The sequence below is a fragment of the Niveispirillum sp. genome (assembly GCF_052437035.1).
In the GTDB taxonomy this organism is placed as follows: domain Bacteria; phylum Pseudomonadota; class Alphaproteobacteria; order Azospirillales; family Azospirillaceae; genus Niveispirillum.
In genome coordinates, this window is the sequence record NZ_JBQVOH010000013.1 from 58,774 (window position 1) to 83,325 (window position 24,552).

The following is a 24,552-nucleotide window of genomic DNA, read 5'->3' on the forward strand; positions in this document are numbered from 1 at the left end:
AAAGCCTTACGGCTTCAAATCCAGGAAGCGGGAGGGGTGCAAATCCTGGAGATTGTCGGTCCAGCCGATCAGCTTGGGGCTGACCATATGCTTGGAGCTGTAGAAATGGATCGGGAAGACAGCCACTTCCTCGATCATCAGGCGCTCGGCCTGCTGCAACAGGGCGGCGCGCTTGGCCGTATCCGCCGTTGTGTTGGCCTCTGCCATCAGCAGGTCGAACTGCGGGTCTGCAAAGGCGGACGGGTTCTGCTTGCCAATGTCGCCGCGCACCAGTTCCAGGAAGTTGTTGGCATCGTTGTAATCGCCGATCCAGCCGTGGCGGGTGATGTCCTTGAACTTCTTCTCGTCACGCGTACTCAGGAACACCTTCCATTCCTGATTGTTCAAGGTCACCTTCGCCCCCAGCTTCTGCTGCCACATGGCAGCGATGGCGATGGCCACCTTGCGGTGGTTTTCCTGCGTATTGTACAGGACCTCGATCTCCAGCGGCTTGCCCCCCGGCCCGTAACCGGCCTTGGCGATCAGTTCCTTGGCCCTGGCATCGCGCTGAGCTTGCGTCCATTTGGCATAGTCGGGAAGCTGCTGGGTATAGTTGGTGGTGTCGGGCGGCACGAAGCTGTAGGCCGGGATTTCACCGCGCTGGTTCACCTTTTCCACGATGATGTCGCGGTCGATGGCCAGGTTCAGGGCCAGACGCAGGTCCTTGTTGGACTTCCACGGCTCCTTGGTCATGTTCGGCGCGTAGAAATAGGTGCCGAAATAGGGGGCAAGGTGCAGCTCGCTCTTCAGGTTCTCGCGCAGCCACTGCATCTGTGCCACCGGCACTTCATAAGCGATGTGCAGTTCGCCGGCGCGGTAGCGCTTAAGCTCGGCTTCCTGGTTTTCGGTCGGGTAGAAGAAGACCGTGTCGATCTTCGTGTTGGCCACATCATAATAGTGGGGGTTCTTCACCATCTTGATGTGGCTCTGCGGTACCGATTCCACCAGCATATAGGCGCCGTTAGTGACCAGATTGCCGGGCTTCACAAACTCCGTCCCGAACTTCTCTACATTGGCCTTGGACACGGCGTAGGTGGCGTGGTGGTGCAGCATGGACAGGAAGTATGGGGTGGGGGCGCCCAGCGTCACCTCGAACGTGTAATCATCGACGGCGCGCACGCCCATCGTTTCCGGCGCCTTGCGGCCCAGCGTGATGTCCTGCGCGTTCTTCACCTGCCACAGGAAATAGGCGTAGTCGGCCATGGTCTTGGGATCGACCAGACGGCGCCAGGAATAAACCCAGTCATGGGCCGTCACCGGCGTGCCGTCCGACCATTTGCCATTGCGGCGCAGGTGGAAGGTGTAGACGCGGCCATCGGCGCTGACATCCCACTTTTCCGCTGCACCGGGGATGAAATTGCCCTTGCCATCGGGCACCAGCAGCCCGTCGAACAAGTCATATTGCAACCAGCTTTCGGGCACACCGCTGGACTTGGCAGGGTCGAGGGTTTCCGGCTCCGCGCCATTGCCCCGGTGCAGCACCTTTTCCGCCTGCGCCGGCAGGGCCGCCAGTCCCATGCCCGACACGAGCAGGGCCGTGGCGGCCACCAGACCGCGCATCTTCTTCCACAATGATGACATGCCCGACTATCTCCTGTTCCTTACATGTAGGTTTGCGAACCGCCTGTTTGCTCCGGGCCTGATTATTGTTGATGGCCCGGTTGGTGGCGCCCGCCATTGGTGGCGGGCGCTTCATGTTAAAACCGCCTGTTAACGGTTGACCTCGATATAGCGCGTGGGCTGCACGCCCATCGGGCTTTCGAACCAGCCCTTGACGCGCGGATGCACCAGATTGCGGTAGGAGGTATGGTAGATGGGGATCATCGGCGCATCGGCCAGCATCATCGCTTCCGCCTCCGTCACCAGGGCCAGACGCTTGGCCGGGTCGGTGGTCAGGTTGGCCTCTTTCAGCTTGGCGTCATAGGCCGCGTTGGTATAGCCGGATCGGTTCATCTTGCCGACATCGGCCAGGAACAGCTTCAGGAACGTGTAGGGATCGGGGAAGTCGGCGATCCAGCCCAGCACGACCATGTTGGCATAGGACTTCTCCCCGGCGTTTTGCAGCACGACCTTCCATTCCTGATTATTCAGGCTGACCTTGGCACCCAGCTTTGACTGCCACATGGAGGCGATGCCCACCGCGATCTTCCGGGTGCTTTCGTTGGTATTGTGCAGGATCTCAACCGTGAAGGGCTTGCCCCCGGGACCATAGCCGGCTTCCGCCACCAGCTTCTTGGCCATGGCGTCGCGTTCGGCCTGGGTCGCCTTGGCCATATTGGCGTCGGGCAGGGTGTAGCCGGGCACGCCCGGCGCCGTCAGCGTATAGGCCGGGACCTCACCGGACTTGGTGATCTTGTCCACGATGATCTGCCGGTCCACGGCCAGCGACAGGGCCTGACGCAGCTTGGGGTTGGAGGCCAGCGGTTCCTTGGTCATGTTGATGGCCAGATACTGCGTGCCCAGCACCGGATAGAATTTCATCACCTCCGGCATATTCTGCTTCAGCCAGTCGATCTGGGTGACAGGCGCCATCTGCACGATATCCAGTTCACCGGCGCGCAAGCGGCGCAGCTCGGTTTCCGGGCTGTCGGTGTGATGGAAGATGACTGTGTCGACCTTCACGCTCTTGGCTTCGCGGAAGAACGGGTTCTTCACCGCCTTCACGAAGGATTGCGGCATATAGTCGGTCAGCTTGTAGGCGCCGTTGGAGACCAGATTGCCCGGCTTCACGAAATCGGCGCCGAACTTCTCCACATTGGCCTTGGACACCGGATAGGTCATGCGGTGGACCAGCGATGCCAGGAAATAGCCGGTGGGACGTTCCAGCGTCACCTTCAAGGTGCGCGGATTGACGGCCACGGCGCCCAGGCTGTCGGGCGCCATCTTGCCATTGCTGATCGCCTCGCCATTCTTCACGGGCCACAGGAAATAGGCATAGTCGGATGCCGTCGCGGGATTGACCAGCCGGCGCCAGGAGAAGACGAAATCCTCTGCCGTCACCGCGGTGCCGTCCGACCATTTGGCGTCAGCGCGCAGGGTGAAGGTGTAGGTCAGGCCATCGGGGCTGATCTCCCACTTCTCCGCCACGCCGGGGATGGTCTTGCCATCGGGTCCGAAGGTCATCAGCCCTTCGAACAGGTCGTAGCCGATGCGGGCCGACTGCACGTCGGTGCCCTTATGCGGGTCCAGCGAGGTCGGTTCCGCCTGGTTGCCGCGATTGAGGACCATTTCGGCAAAGGCCGGCATGGCACCGGCGGCGAAAAGGGAAAAGGTGGCGATGGCCGCGATGGCGGCCGGCGCGATGCGACGCGCAAAACCCATGATGTAACTCCAACTGCACCGGTACATTTGCCCCGCGTCTATGTGCGGTCTGTGGGCCGCCATGTCCAGGCCTGTTACGGAGAAAATCCAGGCAAACATGGCCTTTGCCGGACCAATTCCGAGAACACGTGGCCACCACGCGCCACCCCCCCAAAGGACATCGATATCACCCGCAGCCCGCCTGTTTTTCAGCAGCAGTGACGACGCGCACAGACCGGCCATGGGTCGGACGGTTAATCATATGGTCAGGAGCCGGTTTCGGGGTTACCCTTTCATTCGCCGGTCTCTTTCAGTCCATTCCCGCCACGCCCGCCCCATTCCTGGCCATCCCTGTCGATGATGACAGCATGGCTGGCTGGACCGCGGCCCGTGGCGATCCATGTTGATGAGCCAGCCCCGCGCCCATGCCGGTGCCGGTTCAGACAGGGGAGATGCCATGCCCGTTCCGCCGCCCGATTGTCTGCCCCCGCAATTCACTGCCTGCATCGCCGCCGAGACGGAGGGGGTTGAGGCCGTGTTGGCCCGCCGCCCAGGTCAAGGTGCCGACACCGGCAACGCCCTCTCCGCGATGCAGCTTCGCCGTGTGCTGCTGTTCGTGGAACAGAACCTCGATGACGACCTGTCGCTGGCCACCCTGGCCGCCGTGGCGGGGTTGAGCGCCAGCCATTTCGCGCGCCGTTTCAAGGCGGCCCTGGGCGAGGCACCGCACCGCTATGTCCTGGCCCGCCGCGTGAACGGGGCCAAGCGCCTGCTGCTGGAAAGCGATCTGCCGCTGGCCGAAATCGCGGCGGAGACGGGGTTTTCATCTCAGGCGCATCTGACGGGCATTTTCGGCCGCACGGTCGGCATGACGCCCGGCGCCTATCGCACGCGGCGCAATCAATGCCTGGCCTTCCTGATGGCCGGCGGTGTCAAGGAGCATCTGGGCAAGGCGGCGTGACAGGCATCACCCCGTAAACTCCGTGCCTGCCTCCACAAAGCAGAGCGGGTTGCCGAACGGGTCGCGGCAATAGAAGCTACGTTCGCCCCAGGGGCGGGTGTCGATCCCGCCCTCCATAACGGCACCCGCCGCGACCGCGCGGGCGTGGAAATCCTCCAGATCATGCACAGCGAAATAGACCGGCTGCGGCTGCGGCGGTACCGGCCCCCGATCGCCCTCGGCCTCTGCGTCGTAACAGGCCAGCACCATCTGGCCCAGATCGAAATAATGCCGGCCCGTCGACACGCGCCGCCCGGCCTGCGCCAGCAGCGTACCGTAAAAGCCGGCCGCATCATCGATGGCGGTGACGGGAAGGATGATACGGAACACACGCATGGCGCGACCCTCCGCTGAACCAGATGTTTGGTCTTCCCTTCAAGATAGGGTGCGCCCTGCGCTTCTGCCATCCCGACCATGGGTGAGGATCGGGAGAAAAAGGGTGGTGGTTTAAGTACTACGCAAGCATCTGTCGCAGGGCTGCCTTCCAGCGATCATGTATTGCGCGATGCGGCGGGCACATGGCAGAAAAGGGGCCGTTTCGTCCCCTTTGTCGTCGGGTAAGCCTCATGGAAAAGTTTGTTCAGCTCACCGGTGTTGCCGCCCCGCTGCGTCTGATGAATGTCGATACCGACATGATCATTCCCGCCGACTATCTGAAGACGATCAAGCGTACCGGCCTGGGCGCCGGCCTGTTCGCCTCCATGCGTTTCAAGGATGGCCAGGAGGTCGCGGATTTCGTGCTGAACAAGCCGGCCTACCGCCAAGCCAAGATCCTTGTCGCCGGCGATAATTTCGGCTGCGGCTCTAGCCGCGAACATGCGCCTTGGGCGCTGGCCGATTTCGGCATCCGCTGCATCATCGCGCCCAGCTTCGCCGACATCTTCTTCAATAACTGCTTCAAGAACGGTATCCTGCCGATCCGCATGCCGACCGAGGTGGTGGACCGTCTGATGGCCGCCGCCGACAATGGCGCCAACGCCACCTTCACCGTCGATCTGGAAGCACAGACCATCGCCCTGCCCGACGGGGAGAAGATCGGCTTCGACGTGGAGCCGTTCCGTCGCCAGTGCCTGCTGAACGGCTGGGACGATATCGGCCTGACCCTGCGCGAGGCCGGGTCCATCGATGCGTTCGAAGCCAAGGCCAAAGATGGTCAGCCCTGGCTCTGGGCCTCCTGATCCACCTGTACCTTTGCGCCTTTGCCTAGTCGCGCCGCCCCTTGGCGGCGTGACCAGGAAGGTCTATGAATTCAGCCGCGGCGAAGACCCGCCGCCAATGCCAAGCAAACACACAGAGGTATTCCATGTCGAAGCGTTCGCTCCTTCTGCTGCCGGGCGACGGGATCGGTCCCGAGGTCATGCGTCAGGTCCGCCGCGTCATCGACTGGTATGCCCGCAAGCGCGGTATTGAGTTCGCGCTTGAGGAAGGTCTGGTCGGCGGCTGCTCCTACGACGCGCATGGCACGCCGCTGACGGACGAGACCATGGCCCGCGCCCTGGCCGTGGACGCGGTCCTGCTGGCCGCCGTGGGTGGTCCGAAGTGGGACAATCTGGGCTTCGACAAGCGCCCGGAGGCCGGCTTGCTGCGCCTGCGCAAGGAAATGCAGCTGTTCGCCAACCTCCGCCCCGCCAAGGTGTTCGACGCCCTGGTCGATGCTTCCTCGCTGAAGCCGGATATCGTGCGCGGCCTGGACATCATGATCGTGCGCGAGCTGACGGGTGGCGTCTATTTCGGTGAGCCGCGCGGCATCACCGATCTGCCGAACGGTGAGCGCCGTGGCGTGAACACCCAGGTCTATGACACCCACGAAATCCACCGTGTCGCCCGCGTGGCCTTTGAGCTGGCGCGCAAGCGCAGCAACAAGGTCTGCTCGTCCGACAAGGGTAATGTCATGGAGTCGGGCCTGCTGTGGCGTCAGGAAGTGACCGCCCTGCACAAGGCCGAGTACCAGGACGTGGAACTGTCGCACATGCTGGCCGATGCCGCCGCCATGCAGCTGGTCCGCAATCCCAAGCAGTTCGACGTGATCGTCACCGACAATCTGTTCGGCGATATCCTGTCGGACGAAGCCTCCATGCTGACCGGTTCCATCGGCATGCTGCCCAGCGCCTCGCTGGGTGCCACCGACGCCAATGGCAAGCGCAAGGCCCTGTATGAGCCGGTGCATGGTTCGGCCCCGGACATTGCCGGTCGCGACCTGGCCAACCCCATCGCCATGTTCCTGTCCTTCGCCATGGCGCTGCGCTGGTCCTTCGACCTGCAGGCCGAGGCGGACATCCTGGAAAATGCCGTGGAGAACGTGCTGAACACCGGCCTGCGCACCGGCGACATCATGCAGCCGGGCATGGCCAAGGTCTCGACCTCCGTCATGGCCGACAGCATCCTGCGCGAGATGGACAAGGTCGCCGCCGCCTGATCGCGGTCCCGTGATCAGTCAGCCCAAGAAACAGATCGGCGTCCGTCGGGCCATCCCCACGGACGCCGATCTTGTTTGTGCCTTTGTCGCCGCCTTGTCGGCGGAAGAAGGCATGGAACCGCCCGCCCTGACACCGACCCTGTTCCGGCGCCAGGGGTTCGGGGAGGATGCGATGTTCCGCTGTCTGGTGGCGGAATGCGGGGACCGGATGGCCGGCATGGTCCTGTTGACCCCCGGTTATGACAGCCAGACGGCCACGGGCGGCCTGATGCTGGAAAATATCTATGTGGAGCCGGGGTCCCGTCGCCTTGGCGTGGGCCGTGCCCTGATGGCGGCGGCGGGGCGCATGGCGCAGGACCAGGGCCTGTCCTGGATCTGCTGGCACGCCCGGCCCGCCAATATCCGCGCCGGCCTGTTCTACCGCGCGTTGGGGGCGCGGACGGAGAATGTCACCCTGCTGGGCATTGATGTGCGACTGCTGGTGGGGGCCGGCAGCAGTCGGTTGTGATTGTCCACGACACTACACTCAGCTATAATATGCTCACTCTGGATGTGGAGGTCGGCATGACATCGCGTGCATGGTTCGGACCCAAATTGTACGGCATCGGCTTTAGCCCGCGCAGTTGGGAAGGCTGGCTGCTCACGGCGGCCTATGCCCTGATCGTGCCGGGCGGTCTGATGGCGGTCAGCGCCCTGTTTGCTGCGCCGCCCGCCCCCTGGAAGCAGGTGATCGTCATGGGCTGGGTCATCGGCATGACCACCCTGTTTTTCTGGATCGCCAATCGGCATACAGAGGGCGAAATGCGCTGGCGGTGGGGACGCGACTAAGCCAATGGCGAACCGTTACTGGTTTCGCCAAAAGACGCAAGGTTATGGCGTGGTACCCGCCACATGGGAAGGCTGGGCGGTTTTCGCTTTGTACAGTGCCCTGATCCTGTTCCTTATCTGGGGTTTGCCGTTCATCGCACCGGTCCGGGGCAGCCTTCTTCATGTCGGCATTGTCTTTGCCGTCGTGATTCCGGCAACCGCATTGTTGATATGGATATGTTCGCGGCGGGCGGAAGGGGAATGGCGCTGGCGCCCCTGATCGCCCTCCCTCACCCCGCCCGCCGGAATTCCCCCGGCCAGACGCCGTGAAACTCCTTGAACCGCCGAGCGAACGCCGCTTCTGACTGATAGCCCAGACGGCTGGCCAACACCGACAGCTTGTCATCTCCGGATTTCAGCCATTCCGCCGCCCGCTCCATGCGCAGGCGCATTAGATGCGCCATCGGCGCCTCCCCCACCAGCGCCTGGAAACGGCGGATCAGGGTAGCCTGCGACAGGCCGCTTGCATCGGCAAGGCTGGCCAAGGTCCAGTCATCGGCCAGCCGGTCCTGCATCAGAACCAGGGCGCGGCCTACCGAGGTGGCGGTGCGGCTGGCACCCAGGGCATAGGTCTCGTTGGTTTCCAGAAAACGGCGGACGGCGATGATGAACAGGCTTTCCAGCAGCCGCTGCGCCACCAGCCGCCCGGCCAGATCGCCTTGGGCCAGGGCCGCCTCCACCATGGCGAAGGTGCCATCCTGCCAATCCATGCCCAGCGTGCGCGACGGGCACATGAACAGCAGCGGCGGCAGCCGGTCCAGCAGCGGCGCTACCGCGCGGCGGTCCAGCGTGGCCGTCCCGATCAGAAGGGCGGCGGCGGGATGATCCTTGTCAGGGGCCAGACGGAAACCATGACCATGGGGCAGGGCCGCGAAGCTGCCCCGCCGGATCAGCACGGGCTGCGCCCCCGGCTGCATCAGGGTGATACGGGCCGCCCCGTCGCGGGCGAACAGAAACAGCGGCCCCTCCACCGTCTTTTCCCGCAAATAAGGGGTCAGCGGGGTCACGCGCACGCCCGACAGGTCCATATTGTCGATCCGCAGCCCCGTCAGCAGCGGTGCCAGCCCGTCCAGCGCGGCTGTACCCGTCGGCATGCCCATCCCGATCAATCTCCTGCCCGCCCCACGCACGCCGCAGTTTCCAACTTGGCACAGGTTCGCGTCAATCCCAGGAAGGGGGTCGGATGACCGATCCCGTTGGAGACATTTCATGCGTCTGGCCGTTCTGCTGACCCTGCTGACCCTTTCTGTGGCCGCCCTGCCCGCCCGCGCGCAGGCCGATGCCGCCACCATCCAGGCCATTGAGGCCGTGGCCTATGATTATGTCGACGGACAGTTGGAGGGGGACCCGGTACGCGTGGCCCGCGCCCTGCACCCCGACCTGGCCAAACGCGCCGTCCGCCCAGCCCCCGACAAGGACGAGGTGCTGGGCCTGCGCCGCATGTCGAAGGATGAGTTGGTGGAACTGACGCGCCAGGGCGTGCTGAAGACACCCAGGGAGAAATGGGACCGCAGCGTGCGCGTGCTGGACGTCACCGGCACCGTCGCGGTGGCACGGGTAGAAACGCCCTGGTTCGTGGATTACTTCCATATGGGCCGGTTCGGTGACCGTTGGGTCATCGTGAATGCCATGTGGCAGCCCAAGGCGCGCTGAACGTTCAGCTTTTCAGTTCGTAATCGTAGCGCAGGAAGCCCTTGCAGGCGGCGACCTTGTCGTACAGCGCGCGGGCGGTGGCGTTATCCTGGTGGGTCAGCCAGTAGAGCCGTACCGCGCCGGCCTGTTCCGCCGCCCGTGCCACCGCCTCGATCAGCAGGCGACCGGCACCACTGCCACGCACGCTTTCATCCACATACAGGTCCTGGAGATAGCAGACGGGCGCGTCGGCCCAGGCGGTGGCGTGGAACATGTAATGGGTCAGGCCAATGGGCCGGCCCGATGCATCCCGCGCCACAAACCCCCGGATCACCCCATCCGGCTTCAGCAATTCGGTCCAGTTGCGCTGGAACAGTGCGTCTGCCCGGCTGGTGCCATAGAAGGTCAGGTAAGCGGTCCATAGCCGGTGCCAGTCGGCATAATCATCGGGTTGCGGCAGGGTGATGGTGGCAGCGGGCATCGCATGGCGCCTTTGCGGAAGGATCAGGACCATGCTGTTGTCGCGCAAAGCATGGCGGTTTCCAATGATCAACCGCTGATGCGCCCCTGATCATGGGATGATGACAGGGGCGGCATGCGTGGCCGGGGGCTATCCCCCGGATCAAACGCCCCGTACCCTTTCATCCACATTCCCGCCCGCCGCCGGATCCAGGCATCATGACCGCCGTCACCCCCCGCCCCGCATCACCGCAGGCGGAAGAGAATTTCCCCCTTGGCATCGCCCTGGCCTTTGTCGCCTTCGCGCTGTACAGCGGCATGGATGTCACCATCAAGCTGCTGACCAAATCCTATGCCGTGCCGCAGATCATCGCGCTGAACAGCCTGTTCGCGCTGGGGCCTATCCTGATCTATGCGGCTTTCTCCGGCGGGCTTTACAATAATCTGCGCACGCGGCGGCCCCTCTATCACGTCATCCGCGCCACCTGCGGCCTGTTCAGCAGCTTCTTCGCCTTCTGGGCCTATTCGCGCATGCCGATCGCCGATGCCTATGCGCTGGCCTTCACGGCACCTTTATTCATCACGGCGCTGGCGGTGCCGATCCTGAAGGAACCTGTGGGCTGGCGCCGCTGGTCGGCCATCGGGGTCGGGTTCGTGGGCGTGCTGATCATGCTGCGGCCCGGTAGCGGGCTGATCAATCTGGGATCGCTGGCCGTGCTGGCGGGTGCCCTGTTCTATTCGGTCGGGATGCTGGTCACGCGGCTGGCCCGCAATACTGAAACCAGCGTCTCCTTCGCCTTCTACGCCACGCTGGCCAGCGGGACGATATTCGGCGCCATGACGCCCTGGCTGGGCCGCATGCCGACATTGCACGATCTGGGCCTGTCGGCCATGGGCGGCACCCTGTGCGGCGTGGCCTTTGTCTGCCTGCTGACGGCGTTCCGCAAGGTGCCGGCGGCGGTGGCGGCGCCGTTCCAGTATACGCAGATCATCTGGGGCGTGATGTTCGGCTATCTCGTCTTTGGCGATGTGCCAGATCGCACCCTGTTCATTGGCCTCGCCATTGTGGTGTCCAGCGGCCTCTACATCCTGTATCGCGAGACGGTGTTGGGCCGGCAGGTCACGTCGCGCGCAGCGGCGGAGTAAGGGCGATGGGCGGGCGCACCCTGGCGGGCATCGGGTTCTTCGTCCTGGCGACCCTGCTGTTTGGGATCATGGACAGCCTGATCAAGCATGTGGGCCGGGATTACGGCACCTGGCAGATCATGTTCTTCCGCGCCGCCTTCTCGCTGCTGCCCATCGGCATCCTGATCGAGCGCACAGGCGGGCTGTCCAGCCTGCGCACCAAAAGCGTGACCAGCCATGCCGCACGGTCCCTGATGGGCGTAGCCGCCGCGTACGGGTTCTTCTACGCCTTTTCCGTGATGCCGCTGGCCGATGTCTATGCCATCGGCTTTGCCGCACCCTTGTTCATGACGGCCCTGTCGGTGCCGGTGCTGAAGGAAAAGGTGGGCTGGCGGCGCTGGCTGGCGGTGCTGGTCGGGTTCGGCGGGGTCATGGTCATGCTGCGGCCCGGCCAGGGCATGTTCAGCCTGATCGCCCTGATCCCCTTAGGTGCTGCTTTCTTCTATGCCTTGTCCATGCTGTTCGTGCGGGCGTTGAGCCGGACGGAGACGAACGGCGCCATCACCTTCTATTTCGTCACCACCATGGGTCTGGTAAGCGGGGTCTGCATGATCCCCGGCTGGCGCACGCCCGATGCCACGGGCCTGATGCTGCTGGCGCTGATCGGTGTGGTCGGCGGTGTGGCGCAGATCATCTTCACCCAGGCCTTCCGGCTGGCCGCCCCGTCGCTGCTGGCGCCGTTTGAATATATCGCCATGATCTGGGCCGCCGGATTCGGGTACTTCTTCTTCGATGAGGTGCCGGATGCCGCCATCTGGACCGGATGCGCCATCGTGGCGGCGTCGGGCCTGTATATCATCCACCGCGAAACCATCCTGCACCGGCAGGCAGCCATGGCCAGTTCTGCCGATGGCGAGACAATTCGTTAACGAAGCGGTTCGGACCCGCCCGCAACCTCTTGGCGCGGGTCCCACAAGTTTGGCATGCTGTTTTCCGATTGACCCGTCCCGAGGAAGGTAGCCCCCGCCCCATGCGATCCACCGGCGCTGCGCGTACCATTGTCCGGCCGGGCCGTCCCGACCCTCTTGGGGCAACCTGGGACGGGTTGGGCGTGAATTTCGCCCTGTTCTCCGCCCATGCCGAAAAGGTGGAACTCTGCCTGTTCGACAGCGACGGCAGCCGGGAGATTGAGCGCATCACCCTGCCGGAATGCACCGACGATGTCTGGCACGCCTATCTGCCGGAGGCACGGCCCGGCCTGCTCTATGGCTACCGCGTCCATGGCCCCTATGATCCGTCCAGAGGCCACCGGTTCAATGCCAACAAGCTGCTGCTGGACCCCTATGCCAAGGCGCTGGAGGGGCCGCTGCGCTGGTCCGATGCGCATTTCGGCTATCGCATGGGGGCGGCGCGCGAGGATCTGTCCATCGACCGGCGCGACAATGCGCGCGGCATGCCCAAATGCCGGGTGATCGACCCGGCCTTCACCTGGGGCCTGGAGCGCCGTCCGCGCGTGCCCTGGACCGATACCATCATCTATGAGGCGCATGTGCGCGGCCAGACGCTGCGCCATCCCGACATCGCACCCGGCCTGCGCGGTACCTTCACGGGTCTGGCCGCCCAGCCGATGATCGATCATCTGAAGGCGCTGGGCGTTACCGCCATCGAATTGCTGCCCGTCCATGGCTTCACCGATGACCGGCATCTGGTGGAACGGTCGCTGCATAATTACTGGGGCTATGCCAGCATCTGCTTCTTTGCGCCCGAACCCGCCTATATGACGGGCCGGTCGACGCGGGAATTCAAGAATATGGTGGCCCGCCTGCATGATGCCGGGATCGAGGTGATCCTGGACGTGGTCTATAACCACACGGGCGAGGGCAACCATCTGGGCCCCACCCTGTCCTTCCGCGGCATCGACAATGCCAGCTATTACCTTTTGCAGCAGGATAAACGCTTCTATCAGGATCATACCGGCACCGGAAATACCCTTAATCTAGCTCACCCGCGCGTGCTGCAGATGGTCATGGACAGCCTGCGCCACTGGGTCGTGGACATGCATGTCGACGGGTTCCGTTTCGATCTCGCAACGACACTGGCGCGCGAGGCACATGGCTTTGACCAGGGGGCGGGCTTCCTGGATGCCGTGCGCCAGGACCCGGTGCTGGCCGGCGTGAAGATGATTGCGGAGCCATGGGATATCGGCCCCGGCGGATACCGCGTGGGGCAGTTCCCGTCCGGTTGGGCCGAATGGAACGACCGCTACCGCGACACGGTGCGCCGTTCCTGGCGCGGGGATGAGGGGATGCTGCCGGAACTGGCGGCCCGCCTGACGGGATCGGCAGATATTTTCGACCATGCCCGCCGCCGCCCCTGGTCCAGCGTCAATTTCGTCACGTCCCATGACGGTTTCACCCTGGCCGACCTCGTCGCCTATAACACCAAGCATAATGAGGCGAACCAGGAGGGGAACCGCGACGGGCACGACGCGAATTTCAGCCATAATCACGGGGTGGAGGGGCCGACCGACGATCCCGCCATCAAGGCCGTGCGCCGGCGGCAATCGCGCAACATGCTGGCCACGCTGCTGCTGTCGCAGGGCACGCCCATGCTGACGGCCGGGGATGAGCTGCTGCGCAGCCAGCAGGGCAACAACAACGCCTATTGCCAGGACAGCGAGGTCAGTTGGATCAACTGGCCGGACCTGGGCGCCGATGAACAGGCCATGACCCGGTTCGTATCGCGCCTGACGGCGCTGCGCCGCGCCCATCCCGTGCTGCGCCGGGGCCGGTTCCTGCATGGGCGGGAAACCTCCGCCAATGGTCTGAAGGACATTACCTGGATCAACCCGCAGGGTGTGGAAAAAGCGCCGGAACAATGGCGCGACGGGCAGGCCCGCTGTCTGGGTCTGCTGCTGAACGGCAAGGCAGGGCCGCATTTGTCGGCGGACGGCACGCCGGAAATCGACAATGTGCTGCTGCTGATCGTCAATGCCGGGGAGGCCACGGCAGATTTCATCCTGCCCGATGTAGCGGGAGGGTCGGGATGGCGTTGCCTGCTGGATACGGGTGATGAGGAAGGGCGGCCCGGCACCCAGCCCGGCGCCCATCTGGCCATGACCGGCAAACCCGTCCCTTTGCCGGGGCGCACATGCTGGCTATATGAACTGATCGAAACGGGTGGCGGTAACCGCGCCCCGCTTTCCGGCCTGGGAGGGCCGGCGCATGCCTGATTATGATTTCCGCTCCACCGCCGTCGTCATCGTGGACCGCGAAAGTAATACGCGGCGGCTGTTACGCGGCATCCTGGCGCGCATGGGCGTGGACAAGATCCTGGATTTCGCCAGCGCCGCCGATGCGCCAGCGGCCCTGATCGCCGTCCAGCCCGACCTGCTGTTCATCGATGCCGACGCGCCGGACCCGGAGGGGCTGAAATTCGTGCAGGGTCTGCGCCATGCCCAGGCCCCGCACAATCCCTTCATCGGTGTCATCGCCACCACCTGGCAGCCGACACAGCCCTTGCTGCTGCGGTTCAACGCCACCGGGGCCGACGACATGATGGTGAAGCCGTTCAGCGCCAAGCAGGTGCAGGACCGGCTGATCAACCTGATCGAGGCACGCAAGAGCTTCGTGGTCACCGCCGACTATATCGGCCCCGACCGCCGCAGGCAGCCGCGCGAGGGCATCCAGATTCCGCTGTTCGAGGTGCCGAACACCCTGCGCCAGAAGGCGCTGGGGATGTTTGACCGCAACCGCGCCGCCGATGCGCTTGCCACCGCCCATGACGCCATCAATGTGCAGAAGATCGTGCGCAGCGGGTTCCAGGTGGCGTTCCTGATCGATTTCGCCTGTCCCGGCCTGGCGGCAGGTGCAGACCGGATGGCGGCGGATCACCTGATCCGGTCGGGTGCGGCCCTTGATGATCTGATGCGCCGGCTGAAACCCGATGCTGACCTGCGCGGGCAGGCCGAAACCTATGCCGCGACCATCCGCGCCACCATCGAACAGTTCAAGGCCGCCCCCGACCTGCCGCTCGGCGGCGTGCAACCGCTGCGCGCCGCCGCCATCGGCATTGCGGCATTGACATCGCGCCGTGCCGACCTGTCGCTGGTGGAAAACGAGGTACGGGGTGCGGTTACCGCCTACCGCAACCGCCTGGCACAACTGGCCCAGGCCAAGCAGCAGGCGGCGGCGGAGAAGGAAGAGGATAAGCCGGCGGGTTGAGGGGGAGCTTTACCCTAATCCTCAACCTCTTCATTGGCATAGATGCCCCAGAAGTCGGCGCGTTCCAGCCAGCCGTGATAGCCCTGGATTTCCACCTCGCACCAGGGTCCCTTGCAGGAAACCAGCCGGCCCATGACGCCAGGTTCGGCCTGGGCCACGGCGGCGGCGGATGCGCTGGGCCGTTCGCGGATGGTGCGCAGTTCGCCCGTGATGACCAGGGTGCGGCGGCCCGACAGCATGGATTGATGCACCCAGCCCTGGGTCCCCTCCACATCGCGGATGCGGCGCCAGGTGTCGAATTCCGCCGTGATTTCCACGGGCATGCCGGGGCGCACGAACACCCAGTCAATCGGATAGGACCGGCCAGGGCCGGTGCGGACATTCACCTCACCGGACCTGAGCGACACGAAGCGCGGGACCGGTAGGCCGGAGCGCACGATCATGTCCGAGCGTGGGTCGGTTTCCTGGCCCATGCCGGTGGCGGGGCAGAAAAGGGCCGCGACCGACAGAAGACCGGCCAGCAGCACGCGGGTCAGGCCCGCCGCCACAGGTGTGCGCATCTTTCCCGTCCGCGTTTCCAGCAACACAACGCCCCATGCAAGGCAGGCCGGCAAACCCCGGCAACATTCGTTAACAACCCTTTGTGCCGTACCCCGGATATCCGGGTCAAGCACCAGCGACCATCCGTCCCGCCATGCCGGCATCATGGACAAGGGCGGCTGGCGCTTGTACTGCTATGGCAAACAGGTCTCGGGAGGATCACCGCACATGGCCGAACGCCGGAAGCCCCTGGTCATCGTCACGCGCAAGCTGCCGGACGTCATCGAAACACGGATGATGGAACTGTTCCACACGCGCCTGAATCTGGATGACCATCCGATGACGCGGGCCGAGTTGGAAGAGGCGGTGAAGACCGCCGACATCCTGGTGCCCACCGTCACCGACACGATCGACGAGGCCCTGCTGAACCAGGCCGGGCCGCAATTGAAGATGATCGCCAATTTCGGCAATGGCGTGGACCATATCGACCTGCGCGTCGCCCGCAACAAGGGCATCCTGGTCACCAACACGCCGGGCGTGCTGACCGAGGATACGGCGGACATGACCATGGCCCTGATCCTGGCCACGGCCCGGCGCCTGTCGGAGGGGGAGCGGCTGGTGCGGTCCGGGCAATGGACGGGCTGGGCCCCCACCGTCATGCTGGGGTCGCGGCTGGCCGGCAAGCGGCTTGGCATCATCGGCATGGGCCGCATCGGTCAGGCGCTGGCGCGGCGCGCCAAGGCCTTCGGCCTGTCCATCCATTACCATAACCGCAAACCCGTCCACCCGGAGGTGGAGGCGGAACTGGATGCGGCCTATTGGGAAAGCCTGGATCAGATGCTGGCGCGCATGGATATCGTCGCCATCACCTGCCCGCGCACGCCGGCCACATACCACCTGCTGAACGCGCGGCGTCTGGCCCTGCTGAAATCCACGGCCATCCTGGTCAATATCAGCCGTGGTCAGGTGGTGGATGAGGCGACGCTGGCCCGCATGCTGCAACGGCGCGAGATCGGGGGCGCCGGCCTGGACGTCTATGAGGACGAACCCAATATCGATCCCAAGCTGCTGAAGCTCGACAATGTCGTGCTGCTGCCGCACATGGCGTCCGCCACGCTGGAGGGGCGTATCGACATGGGCGAGAAGGTGATCGTCAATATCAAGACCTTCGCCGACGGTCACCAGCCGCGTGACCGCGTGCTGGAAATGATGTTTTAGAGCATGTTTCCCGTGCCCGGAAACATGCTCTAAACTTTCAGTTGCCTCAAGCGCCGGCGCTGCATCCGCAGCTTGGCTTCACGCGGCACGTGCCGCGCGGCGGCGGTCGCCGCCGGAGCTGTTTCCGGTAAGCCGAAAACAGCTCTAACAGGGTGCCAGCCGGCGGTTCCCCCAGCGTCAGCCTCCCCCCACCTTGTCATCCCGCACGATGCCGGGAACCGGCTCCAACCCATGGCCCAGGGCCACACGTTCGTCGAAGACGAAGCAGCCGCCTTCCCACAGGCTGTCATCGGGGACGATGCGTTCCAGATAGTTCAGGATGCCGCCCTTCAGGTGGTAAACCTCCCCAAACCCCTGTTCCAGCATATAGGCCGTCGCCTTTTCACAGCGGATACCGCCGGTGCAGAACATGGCGACCTTGCGGTGCTTGGCCGGGTCAAGGGTGCGGCGGACATAATCGGGGAACTGGCCGAAGGTGGTGGTGCCGGGATCGACGGCGCCTTTGAAGGTGCCGTATCCCACCTCGAAACTGTTGCGGGTATCGATGACCAGGGTTTCAGGATCGCTGATCAGCGCGTTCCAATCCTCCGGCTCCACATAGGTGCCGACGGCCCGCAGCGGGTCGATGCCGGGCACGCCCATGGTCACGATCTCCTTCTTTAGCCGCACCTTCAGGCGGCCAAAGGGGGGCGTGTCGGTAGTGGACCAGCGGGGCGTGATACCGTCCAACCCCGTGATCTGCCCGATCTTCGCCACTACGCCCGGCATGGCGTCCGCCGGCCCGGCGATGGTGCCATTGATCCCCTCCGCCGCCAGCAGCAGCGTCCCGCACACGCCCTCTGCCGCCATCATGTCGAACAGCGGCTGGCGCAGGTCCTGAAACCCCGGCAGCGGGTGGAAACGGTAAAGGGCGGCAACGGCGATGGCGGTCATGTCTGTAAACCCAGGCTGAACGGCCCGCTTATACGCCTAGCCTTGTTCCCCGCCAACCCGCTCTACAGCGTGGCTGCCAGTGCGTAGGCCTGCTGGGTGGCGAACACGATGCGGCGGGGGGCGAAGGCATCGCCCAGCAGATGCAGGTTGGCCTGCCGGCCCTTCAGCGCATCATAAAGCCCGGCATCGGCCACCGACCCGCAGGCCAGGACCACACTGTCCACCCCGTCGGCCATTTCCTCCTTGAAGGAGAAGACATTGCGCAGGCGGATGCGGCCCGGTTCGATGGCCATGGCCTGCACCTGATGGCGGAAGGTCACCCCGCCGCGCGACAGCCGGGCCAGGAACGCGCCCAAGGTATAGCGCCCGACCAGGGGTGCCGGCCCCGGCGTCTGATACAGCATTGTCACCACATGCCCGCGCTGCGCCAGCAGGTCGGCCAGGGCCAGGGGGGCGGAATGGTCATCCTGCACGACAATATGTACCCGCCGGCCCAGCGCGGCGCGGTCGGTCAGGACATCGCGCATCTCATGCACGAAAGGCAGGTCCAGTCCCTTGATATCGGGTTTACGGGCCATGGCACCGGTGGCCACCGCCACCATGTCCATGCCTTCCGCCAGCACCGCATCGGCGGTGGCCCGGCGTCCGCGATGGACATGCACGTCCAATTGATCCAGGCGGCGGGACAGATGGTCAATCCAGGCCGTAAACCCTTCCTGCGTGGGCAGCAAGGCCGCCAGCCGCACCTGTCCGCCCAGCCGGTCGGCAGCATCCCACAAGGTCACCTTGTGCCCGCGTTCAGCGGTGCGCACGGCCAGTTCCAGGCCCGCCGGACCGCCGCCCACCACCAGCAGGCGTTTTTTCGCCGCCACGCGGGGCAACGGCCCCTCCACCTCCCGTCCCGCATCGGGATTGACGGCGCAGGCGAAGGGCAGGTTTTCCACATAGCGCCTGCTGATACATTCATTGCAGCCGATGCAGGGACGAATGTCCGCCGCACGCCCGTCGCGCGCCTTGGCCAGCAAGTCGCCATCGGCGAAATGCGCCCGCGCCATGCCCACCACATCGGCATGCCCCTCGGCCAGCGCGTTTTCTGCCACATCCGGCCCCGTGATGCGGCCCGTATAGACGATGGGGATGGACAGTGACCGGCGATAAAGGGCTGCCTGTTCGGCCCAGCCGCCGGCGGGATAATGGTGCGGCTGGATATAGGATGGATCGCCCCAGGGGCTGCCCATCACCAGATGCACATAATCCACCAGTTTGGCGTCGGCCAGCCGCCCGGCAATGGCCGCCCCGCCCAGCAGATCGTACCCGCCCGGCTCGCCCTCCGCCATGTTCATGCGGATGCCGACGGTGAAGCCGGGTCCCGTGGCATCCCTGATTTCGGTCAGGATTTCCGTGATGAAGCGCAGGCGGTTGGCAAACGAGCCGCCATATTCATCCTCGCGCCGGTTGGTCAGCGGCGACAGGAACCATTCCATCAAGTCATCATGGTTGGCATGGATTTCCACCCCGTCCAGACCCGCCTTCTGCGCCTGGGCGGCGGAGAACCGGTATTCCTCTACGAACCAGCGGATTTCATCGCGGTCCAGAGCGTGGGGCACCTGATGGATCAGGGGGCCGGACAGGCGCGCACTGGGCGCGTGCGGCATGCCGCCCTGGATCACCAGCTGTGTGGTCGCCACCGCCCCTTCCGCCTTCACCGCCGCCGCATAGGCACCCGCCCGGTCCAGATAATGCGGCAGGCGGAAGACGCCGTTCTTCATGGCACCCACGCCCGTGGGTTCAAACCCCGGCGGCATGCGGTTTTCGACAAAGCCCGTGATCCCGTCGATCCAGCCGGCCCCGGCCCGCGCGCGCGACGACCAGTAGGCGATGTTGCGCGCCGCCTCTGCCGGGGTGCCCCAGAGGTTGCCAACCGCACTGGCATGGGGCGGCAGCATCACGCGGTTGCGCACCTTCATGGCGCCGATGGTCAGGGGGCGGAACAGGTGCGGGTAATGGTTGGTCATGGTCTTCTCCCCCCTTATCGCTCATTCGACCGGGCCGCCGCACGGCCCGCGCGCCATCCGAAGATCATGGCGGGACCCAGCGTGCCGCCCGCCCCGCCATAGACCTTGCCCGTCACCCCGCCCATGGCATTGCCCGCCGCGTAAACGCCGGGGATCGGTTGTCCCGACAGGTCCAGAACGGCCCCGTCCCGGTCCGTCTTCGACCCGCCTTTGGTGCCCAGCGTGCTGGCATGCACCGGCACGGCATAGAAGGGACCACGATCCAGCGGTCCCAGGGTGCGCGCGGGGCCGGCAGGCCGGTCGACATCGCCGTTCCAGCCGTCATAGGCGCTGGTCCCCCGACCGAAATCCGTGTCCTGCCCACCCTCCATCATCTGGTTCCAGCGGGCGACCGTGTCGGTCAGGGCGTCGGCGGGAAGGCCCAGGTGGAGGGCCAGTTCGCCGATGCTGTCGCCGCGCGTGATCCAGTCGGGTGCCACGGCCCCCGGCGCCAGCCCGAAGAAGCCGTAACGGTCCAGATAGGTCTGGCAGAAGATCAGCCAGCAGGGCTGATTGGCGTAGGTGAAGCCGACGGGATCAAAGGCGTGCAGGACAGCGCCAAACGCATTGTAGTTCGTGGCCTCATTTGCAAAGCGCCGACCCTTGGCGTTGACCATGATCGACCCCGGCAGGGTGCGTTCGCGCAGCAGCAGGAAATGCCGGGTCGGATCGTCGCCCGCCGCCGCCACCCCACCCCAGGCGATGGTGGGCACCCACCAGGCCTCCGCCATGTTGGTCAGGGCGGCCCCGGCCCGCATGGCCATGCGCAGCCCATCGCCGGTGCAGGTGCGGGCCGTGGGAAGGTGACCGATGGGGCCGCGCAGGAAATCCCGCGCCAGGTCCCGGTCCCATTCAAACCCGCCGGTGGCGATGATCACGCCACGCCTTGCCTGGATCGTCGCGTCACCGCTGCGCACCCCTGTCACCCGGCCCGCATCGTCACGCACAAGGTCGGTGATATGCTGGTTCAGGCGCGGTTCGATGCCCCGGTCCAGACAGGCCTTCAGCAGCCAGCCGACCAGGGCGCGGCCACAGCATTCGATACCGGCGCCACGCCGCGCCTGGATTGTGGATGCATCCACCCCACCGCTGCCATCGCCGCGCGGGCGTTCGCCGATCATGGTCCAGGGATTGGCCCGCCCGCGCAGCACCCTTTCCGCCCAGGCCCCCAGGGACGGCATGGCAAAGGGACCGGGTTCCAGCGACCGGCCCCCACCGGGCATGCCGCCCGGATGTTCAGGGTGGTAGTCGGGAAACCCCTCCACCAGCCTGATATCCATCCCCACCGGCCCCGACAGCCAGTCGACCAGACCGGGCACCGAGTCCACATAGGTTTCCGCCATCACGGGATCGATCAGGCCCAGCGACAGCGCATTCAGATAGGAGAGCGCCTGTTCCCGGCTGTCGCCATCACCCGCAAAACGGTTGGCGGGCAGCCAGAACACCCCGCCCGACAGGGCCGTGGTCCCGCCGATGGCGCCCGCTTTCTCAAGCAGCAGGACGCGTGCGCCGGCATCGGAGGCGGCCAGGGCCGCCACCAGACCGGCGGCCCCGCTGCCCAGCACGATCACATCCGCCATTTCCATCCCCGGCCCTTCCATCTTTTCCTCCCGCGCGGCATGATGGCCTGACGCCCGTTATATAACGGATGTTATTTATAACGCACGTTATAGGAAAAGCAATGCCGGCCGTGGTGGATCACGAGGCGCGCCGACGCGCCGTGGCGGAAGTGACGGCGGACCTTGTCGCCAAGGCCGGGATCGAGGCGGTGACGGTGCGCGAGGTGGCGCAGGCCGCCGGATACAGCACGGCCATCGTCAGCCATTATTTCGCGTCCAAGGTGGAACTGCTGTTCTACACCTACCGCGCCACCGTCCTGCGGGCGCACCAGCGGATGGAAGCCGCACTGGAGGCGGGCGGTGGGGCCGTGCGGCCCTATCTGGCGGCCCTGTTGCCGCTGAATGCCGAACAGCGGCGCGACTGGCTGGTCTGGTTCGCCTTCTGGACCATGGCCATCGCCGACCAGACCCTTTCGGCCGAACAGCAGGTGCGGTCGCGCCAGATCACGGCACGGGTGACCAGCCTGCTGATGGAACGCGGGCTACCAGAGGATGCGGCCAGGGCCGGGGCGCGGCGGCTTCTGGTCACCATCTATGGCATGGCCAGCCAGGCCTTTTTCGATCCCGAACGCTGGCCGGCGGAAACGCAGCTATCGGTGCTGGATGCCGATCTGACGATGATCGGGGTGGCCTGACGCGGCCTATACCCGCTCTTTCCAGGCCAGCAGGCGCAGGGCGTTGAAGACGACCACCAGGGTCGATCCTTCATGCAGCACTACGGCGGGACCAATGCCCAGCCCCAGGATGGTGGCAGGCACCAGCAGCGCCACCATGCCCAGGCTGATCACGACATTCTGACGGATGATGGCACGGGTCTGGCGCGACAGACCCACGGCAAAGGGCAGGTGGGACAGCTTGTCGGCCATCAGCGCCACATCCGCCGTTTCCAGCGCCACCTCTGACCCGGCGGCCCCCATGGCGATGCCGATATGGGCGCGGGCCAGGGCCGGGGCGTCATTGACCCCGTCGCCCACCATGGCCACGATGCCATCTGCCGCCATCCTGCCGATGGCCTCCACCTTATCGGCGGGCATCAGGTCGCCCAAAGCCTCATCCACCCCGACCTCCCGACCGATGGAGGCGGCGACGGGGCCGGCATCGCCAGACAGCATCACCAGACGTTTGACACCCAGGGCCCGCAGACGGGCCAGACTGGACGCCGCCTCCGCCCTTGGCCGGTCCATGAGGCCCAGCACGCCCAGATCGCGGTCGCCGTGACGCACCAGCATGGTGGTGCGACCCGCGGCGCGCAGGCCGGCGGCGGCGGTCATCACCGGTTCGGACAGGGGCGCCACACCGTCCCGGCCAAACAGGTCGGCCTTGCCGATCAGCACCCTCTCCCCCGCCACCAGGGCCGACAGACCCCGGCCCGTCAGGCTGGACAGGTCGCTGGCGGTGGGGATGTCCGCATCGGACAAGCGCTCCCGCCCGTCGCGGGTCACCGCACGGGCCAGGGGATGGTCGCTCAACCCCTCCACAGCGACGGCCACGGACAGCAGTTCCGCCTCCGTCACGCCGGGGGCGGGGATGATGTCGGTCAGGCGTGGGCGGCCTTCGGTCAGGGTGCCGGTCTTGTCAAAGGCGATGGCGGTGACGGCACCCAGCAGTTCCAGCGGTGCCCCACCCTTCACCAGCACCCCGCCCCGCGCCGCCCGCGCCACACCCGACAGCACGGCACTGGGCGTGGCGATGGCCAGCGCGCAGGGGCTGGCCGCGACCAGCACCGCCATGGCGCGATAGAAGCTGTCGCGGAATGGCTCATCCACCACGGTCCAGGCAAACAGCAGCAGGAAAACCAGAACCATCACCAGCGGAACGAAGATGCGCTGGAACCGGTCGGTGAAAAGCTGGGTGGGGGATTTGGCGCTTTCCGCCTCCGCCACCATACGGACCACACGGGCCAGCGTGCTGTCGCCGGACAGGTGCGTCACCTCCACCTCCAGCAACCCATCGCCATTGATGGTGCCGGCAAAGACGCGGTGGCTGGCATCCACCCGGTCCGGGGCCGCGCGGGCCTGTGCCGGATCGGGCACGGGGGATTTGTCGATGGGGATGCTTTCGCCCGTCACCGGAGCCTGATCCACGCCGCTTTGTCCCGTCACGACGAAACCGTCAGCGGGCAGGCGGGCACCGGGCCTCACAATGACCACATCACCAACGGCCAGATCCTCCACCGCCACTTCCGCCGTCCCGTCGGGGGTGCGGCGCAGGGCGGTGCGGGGTGCCAGCACGGCCAGCGCCTCGATGGCGCGACGTGCCTTACCCATGGCGTGATGTTCCAGCGCATGGCCCAGCGCAAACAGGAACAGCAGCAACGCCCCTTCGGCCCAGGCCCCCAGGCTGGCGGCACCGACGGCAGCCACCAGCATCAGGGTGTCGATCTCCAGCCGCCCCCGGCGCAGATTCTCCACCGCTTCCCGCACCGTGAACAGCCCACCCAGCACAAAGGCGGCGACATAGAAGGCGATGGGAATCCAGCCGGGAACCGCCGTCAGCTTTTCCAGGCCCAACCCGACAACAAAGGCCACACCACAGGCCAGGGCGGCAAACAGTTCCGTACGGGGCCCCAGCAATCCGCCAGTGCCATGTTCATGACCATGGTCATGACTGTCCGCGTGGTGATGTCCGCCGCCCATATGGCCCCCTTCGCCCCAGTCACCTGCTCCTCTCCGACCGGGTGGGAGAGGAGCAGGACAAGCTTAACTCAATGCGCGTGGCCGCCCAGTTCGTATTTGGCCTGGCCGGTCTTGCCATCGCTGGTGCGCAGGCTCAGGACGATATCGGCACCCGCCGGCACCTCGCCCTTGCCCTCCAGACGGTCACCCGCAGGTTTCAGGGCGATGGTGCCGACGCGGGTCGCCCCCTGGGTCAGCAGGACACTGCCCATGGCGCCATCGGGCGACAGGGCGGTGGTGCCATGGTTGGACAGATAGACCGCGACGGTGCCGGGCGTGACGACCAGTTCGGCCTCCACCCCCGCCACATCCTGCACGATGCCGCCATGCTTGCCCTTTTCGGCCTCGCCATGGCTGTGACCATGGCCCTTCTCGGCAGCCACGGCCCCGGACAGGGGCAGCAGCGTGATCAGGGCGGCGGTCAGGAACGGCTTCAACATGATGTTACTCCT

General features: G+C 65.4%; 24 protein-coding genes. 13 read left to right on the plus strand and 11 right to left on the minus strand.

Annotated elements, in window-relative coordinates; all coding sequences use genetic code 11:
- Positions 1 to 6: 6 nt before the first annotated feature.
- Entirely contained in the window at positions 7 to 1,620 is a 1,614-nt protein-coding gene (locus ACT6Q8_RS22855) for a peptide ABC transporter substrate-binding protein (RefSeq protein ID WP_444734853.1), read from the minus strand.
- A gap of 129 nt (positions 1,621 to 1,749) precedes the next feature.
- Positions 1,750 to 3,360, minus strand: coding sequence for a peptide ABC transporter substrate-binding protein (locus ACT6Q8_RS22860; RefSeq protein WP_054168477.1), 1,611 nt, complete (start codon positions 3,358 to 3,360; stop codon positions 1,750 to 1,752).
- Between the two features lie 385 nt (positions 3,361 to 3,745).
- Between ACT6Q8_RS22860 and ACT6Q8_RS22865 the strand changes: the two genes are divergently transcribed.
- Positions 3,746 to 4,300, plus strand: a complete 555-nt coding sequence (locus ACT6Q8_RS22865) for a helix-turn-helix domain-containing protein (protein WP_444739430.1) — start codon at positions 3,746 to 3,748, stop codon at positions 4,298 to 4,300.
- Between the two features lie 6 nt (positions 4,301 to 4,306).
- Here the strand turns inward: ACT6Q8_RS22865 and ACT6Q8_RS22870 are convergent, their stop codons facing one another.
- Positions 4,307 to 4,675 (minus strand): VOC family protein, encoded by a 369-nt coding sequence (locus ACT6Q8_RS22870; RefSeq protein ID WP_444734852.1) that lies wholly within the window; start codon positions 4,673 to 4,675, stop codon positions 4,307 to 4,309.
- A gap of 230 nt (positions 4,676 to 4,905) precedes the next feature.
- Here ACT6Q8_RS22870 and leuD point away from each other — a divergent pair, with 230 nt between their 5' ends.
- The 5 genes from leuD (at position 4,906) to ACT6Q8_RS22895 (ending at position 7,842) form a co-directional block, all read left to right on the plus strand.
- Positions 4,906 to 5,517, plus strand: coding sequence for a 3-isopropylmalate dehydratase small subunit (gene leuD / locus ACT6Q8_RS22875; protein WP_444734851.1), 612 nt, complete (start codon positions 4,906 to 4,908; stop codon positions 5,515 to 5,517).
- A gap of 125 nt (positions 5,518 to 5,642) precedes the next feature.
- Complete coding sequence (leuB, locus tag ACT6Q8_RS22880) at positions 5,643 to 6,755, plus strand: 3-isopropylmalate dehydrogenase (RefSeq protein ID WP_054168473.1); 1,113 nt, start codon at positions 5,643 to 5,645, stop codon at positions 6,753 to 6,755.
- A gap of 10 nt (positions 6,756 to 6,765) precedes the next feature.
- The gene (locus ACT6Q8_RS22885) at positions 6,766 to 7,263 is read left to right on the plus strand and encodes a GNAT family N-acetyltransferase (protein WP_054168472.1); all 498 of its coding nucleotides are present in this window, start codon (positions 6,766 to 6,768) and stop codon (positions 7,261 to 7,263) included.
- 56 nt (positions 7,264 to 7,319) lie between these two features.
- Positions 7,320 to 7,583, plus strand: coding sequence for a hypothetical protein (locus ACT6Q8_RS22890; RefSeq protein WP_156344638.1), 264 nt, complete (start codon positions 7,320 to 7,322; stop codon positions 7,581 to 7,583).
- Between the two features lie 4 nt (positions 7,584 to 7,587).
- A complete protein-coding gene (locus tag ACT6Q8_RS22895; RefSeq protein WP_054168470.1) occupies positions 7,588 to 7,842 on the plus strand; it encodes a hypothetical protein in 255 nt (84 codons plus the stop codon).
- A 10-nt stretch (positions 7,843 to 7,852) separates the two neighbouring features.
- Here the strand turns inward: ACT6Q8_RS22895 and ACT6Q8_RS22900 are convergent, their stop codons facing one another.
- A complete protein-coding gene (locus ACT6Q8_RS22900; protein WP_444739431.1) occupies positions 7,853 to 8,722 on the minus strand; it encodes an AraC family transcriptional regulator in 870 nt (289 codons plus the stop codon).
- A 109-nt stretch (positions 8,723 to 8,831) separates the two neighbouring features.
- Between ACT6Q8_RS22900 and ACT6Q8_RS22905 the strand changes: the two genes are divergently transcribed.
- Positions 8,832 to 9,275 (plus strand): nuclear transport factor 2 family protein, encoded by a 444-nt coding sequence (locus tag ACT6Q8_RS22905; RefSeq protein WP_054168468.1) that lies wholly within the window; start codon positions 8,832 to 8,834, stop codon positions 9,273 to 9,275.
- 4 nt (positions 9,276 to 9,279) lie between these two features.
- On the opposite strand, the gene ACT6Q8_RS22910 is transcribed toward ACT6Q8_RS22905, so the two are convergent.
- Complete coding sequence (locus ACT6Q8_RS22910; protein WP_444734849.1) at positions 9,280 to 9,735, minus strand: GNAT family N-acetyltransferase; 456 nt, start codon at positions 9,733 to 9,735, stop codon at positions 9,280 to 9,282.
- Between the two features lie 197 nt (positions 9,736 to 9,932).
- On the opposite strand from ACT6Q8_RS22910, the gene ACT6Q8_RS22915 reads away from it, so the two are divergent.
- The 4 genes from ACT6Q8_RS22915 (at position 9,933) to ACT6Q8_RS22930 (ending at position 15,061) form a co-directional block, all read left to right on the plus strand.
- On the plus strand, positions 9,933 to 10,859 hold the full coding sequence (locus ACT6Q8_RS22915) for a DMT family transporter (RefSeq protein WP_054168467.1): 927 nt from the start codon (positions 9,933 to 9,935) through the stop codon (positions 10,857 to 10,859).
- A 5-nt stretch (positions 10,860 to 10,864) separates the two neighbouring features.
- Positions 10,865 to 11,767, plus strand: a complete 903-nt coding sequence (locus ACT6Q8_RS22920) for a DMT family transporter (protein ID WP_444734848.1) — start codon at positions 10,865 to 10,867, stop codon at positions 11,765 to 11,767.
- 101 nt (positions 11,768 to 11,868) lie between these two features.
- Positions 11,869 to 14,070 carry a glycogen debranching protein GlgX gene (glgX, locus tag ACT6Q8_RS22925; RefSeq protein ID WP_444734847.1) on the plus strand — a complete coding sequence of 734 codons (2,202 nt, stop codon included), beginning with the start codon at positions 11,869 to 11,871 and terminating at the stop codon, positions 14,068 to 14,070.
- Positions 14,063 to 15,061 carry a response regulator gene (locus tag ACT6Q8_RS22930; RefSeq protein WP_156344637.1) on the plus strand — a complete coding sequence of 333 codons (999 nt, stop codon included), beginning with the start codon at positions 14,063 to 14,065 and terminating at the stop codon, positions 15,059 to 15,061. The genes glgX and ACT6Q8_RS22930 overlap by 8 nt, the downstream gene beginning before the upstream one ends.
- A gap of 14 nt (positions 15,062 to 15,075) precedes the next feature.
- Here the strand turns inward: ACT6Q8_RS22930 and ACT6Q8_RS22935 are convergent, their stop codons facing one another.
- The gene (locus ACT6Q8_RS22935) at positions 15,076 to 15,621 is read right to left on the minus strand and encodes an SH3 domain-containing protein (RefSeq protein WP_054168529.1); all 546 of its coding nucleotides are present in this window, start codon (positions 15,619 to 15,621) and stop codon (positions 15,076 to 15,078) included.
- 208 nt (positions 15,622 to 15,829) lie between these two features.
- Here ACT6Q8_RS22935 and ACT6Q8_RS22940 point away from each other — a divergent pair, with 208 nt between their 5' ends.
- Entirely contained in the window at positions 15,830 to 16,819 is a 990-nt protein-coding gene (locus ACT6Q8_RS22940) for a 2-hydroxyacid dehydrogenase (protein WP_054168528.1), read from the plus strand.
- Positions 16,820 to 16,996: 177 nt separating this feature from the next.
- Here the strand turns inward: ACT6Q8_RS22940 and trhO are convergent, their stop codons facing one another.
- The 3 genes from trhO to ACT6Q8_RS22955 all read right to left on the minus strand — a co-directional run bounded on the left by trhO (position 16,997) and on the right by ACT6Q8_RS22955 (position 21,407).
- Positions 16,997 to 17,752, minus strand: a complete 756-nt coding sequence (gene trhO, locus ACT6Q8_RS22945) for an oxygen-dependent tRNA uridine(34) hydroxylase TrhO (RefSeq protein WP_444734846.1) — start codon at positions 17,750 to 17,752, stop codon at positions 16,997 to 16,999.
- Positions 17,753 to 17,814: 62 nt separating this feature from the next.
- Entirely contained in the window at positions 17,815 to 19,767 is a 1,953-nt protein-coding gene (locus ACT6Q8_RS22950; protein WP_444734845.1) for an oxidoreductase, read from the minus strand.
- Positions 19,768 to 19,781: 14 nt separating this feature from the next.
- A complete protein-coding gene (locus ACT6Q8_RS22955) occupies positions 19,782 to 21,407 on the minus strand; it encodes an FAD-dependent oxidoreductase (protein ID WP_444734844.1) in 1,626 nt (541 codons plus the stop codon).
- Between the two features lie 80 nt (positions 21,408 to 21,487).
- Between ACT6Q8_RS22955 and ACT6Q8_RS22960 the strand changes: the two genes are divergently transcribed.
- The gene (locus ACT6Q8_RS22960; protein WP_054168460.1) at positions 21,488 to 22,060 is read left to right on the plus strand and encodes a TetR family transcriptional regulator C-terminal domain-containing protein; all 573 of its coding nucleotides are present in this window, start codon (positions 21,488 to 21,490) and stop codon (positions 22,058 to 22,060) included.
- Between the two features lie 6 nt (positions 22,061 to 22,066).
- On the opposite strand, the gene ACT6Q8_RS22965 is transcribed toward ACT6Q8_RS22960, so the two are convergent.
- Both ACT6Q8_RS22965 and ACT6Q8_RS22970 read right to left on the minus strand, forming a co-directional pair.
- The gene (locus ACT6Q8_RS22965; RefSeq protein WP_444734843.1) at positions 22,067 to 24,061 is read right to left on the minus strand and encodes a heavy metal translocating P-type ATPase; all 1,995 of its coding nucleotides are present in this window, start codon (positions 24,059 to 24,061) and stop codon (positions 22,067 to 22,069) included.
- A gap of 68 nt (positions 24,062 to 24,129) precedes the next feature.
- Positions 24,130 to 24,540, minus strand: coding sequence for a hypothetical protein (locus ACT6Q8_RS22970; RefSeq protein WP_444734842.1), 411 nt, complete (start codon positions 24,538 to 24,540; stop codon positions 24,130 to 24,132).
- Positions 24,541 to 24,552 lie beyond the last annotated feature (12 nt).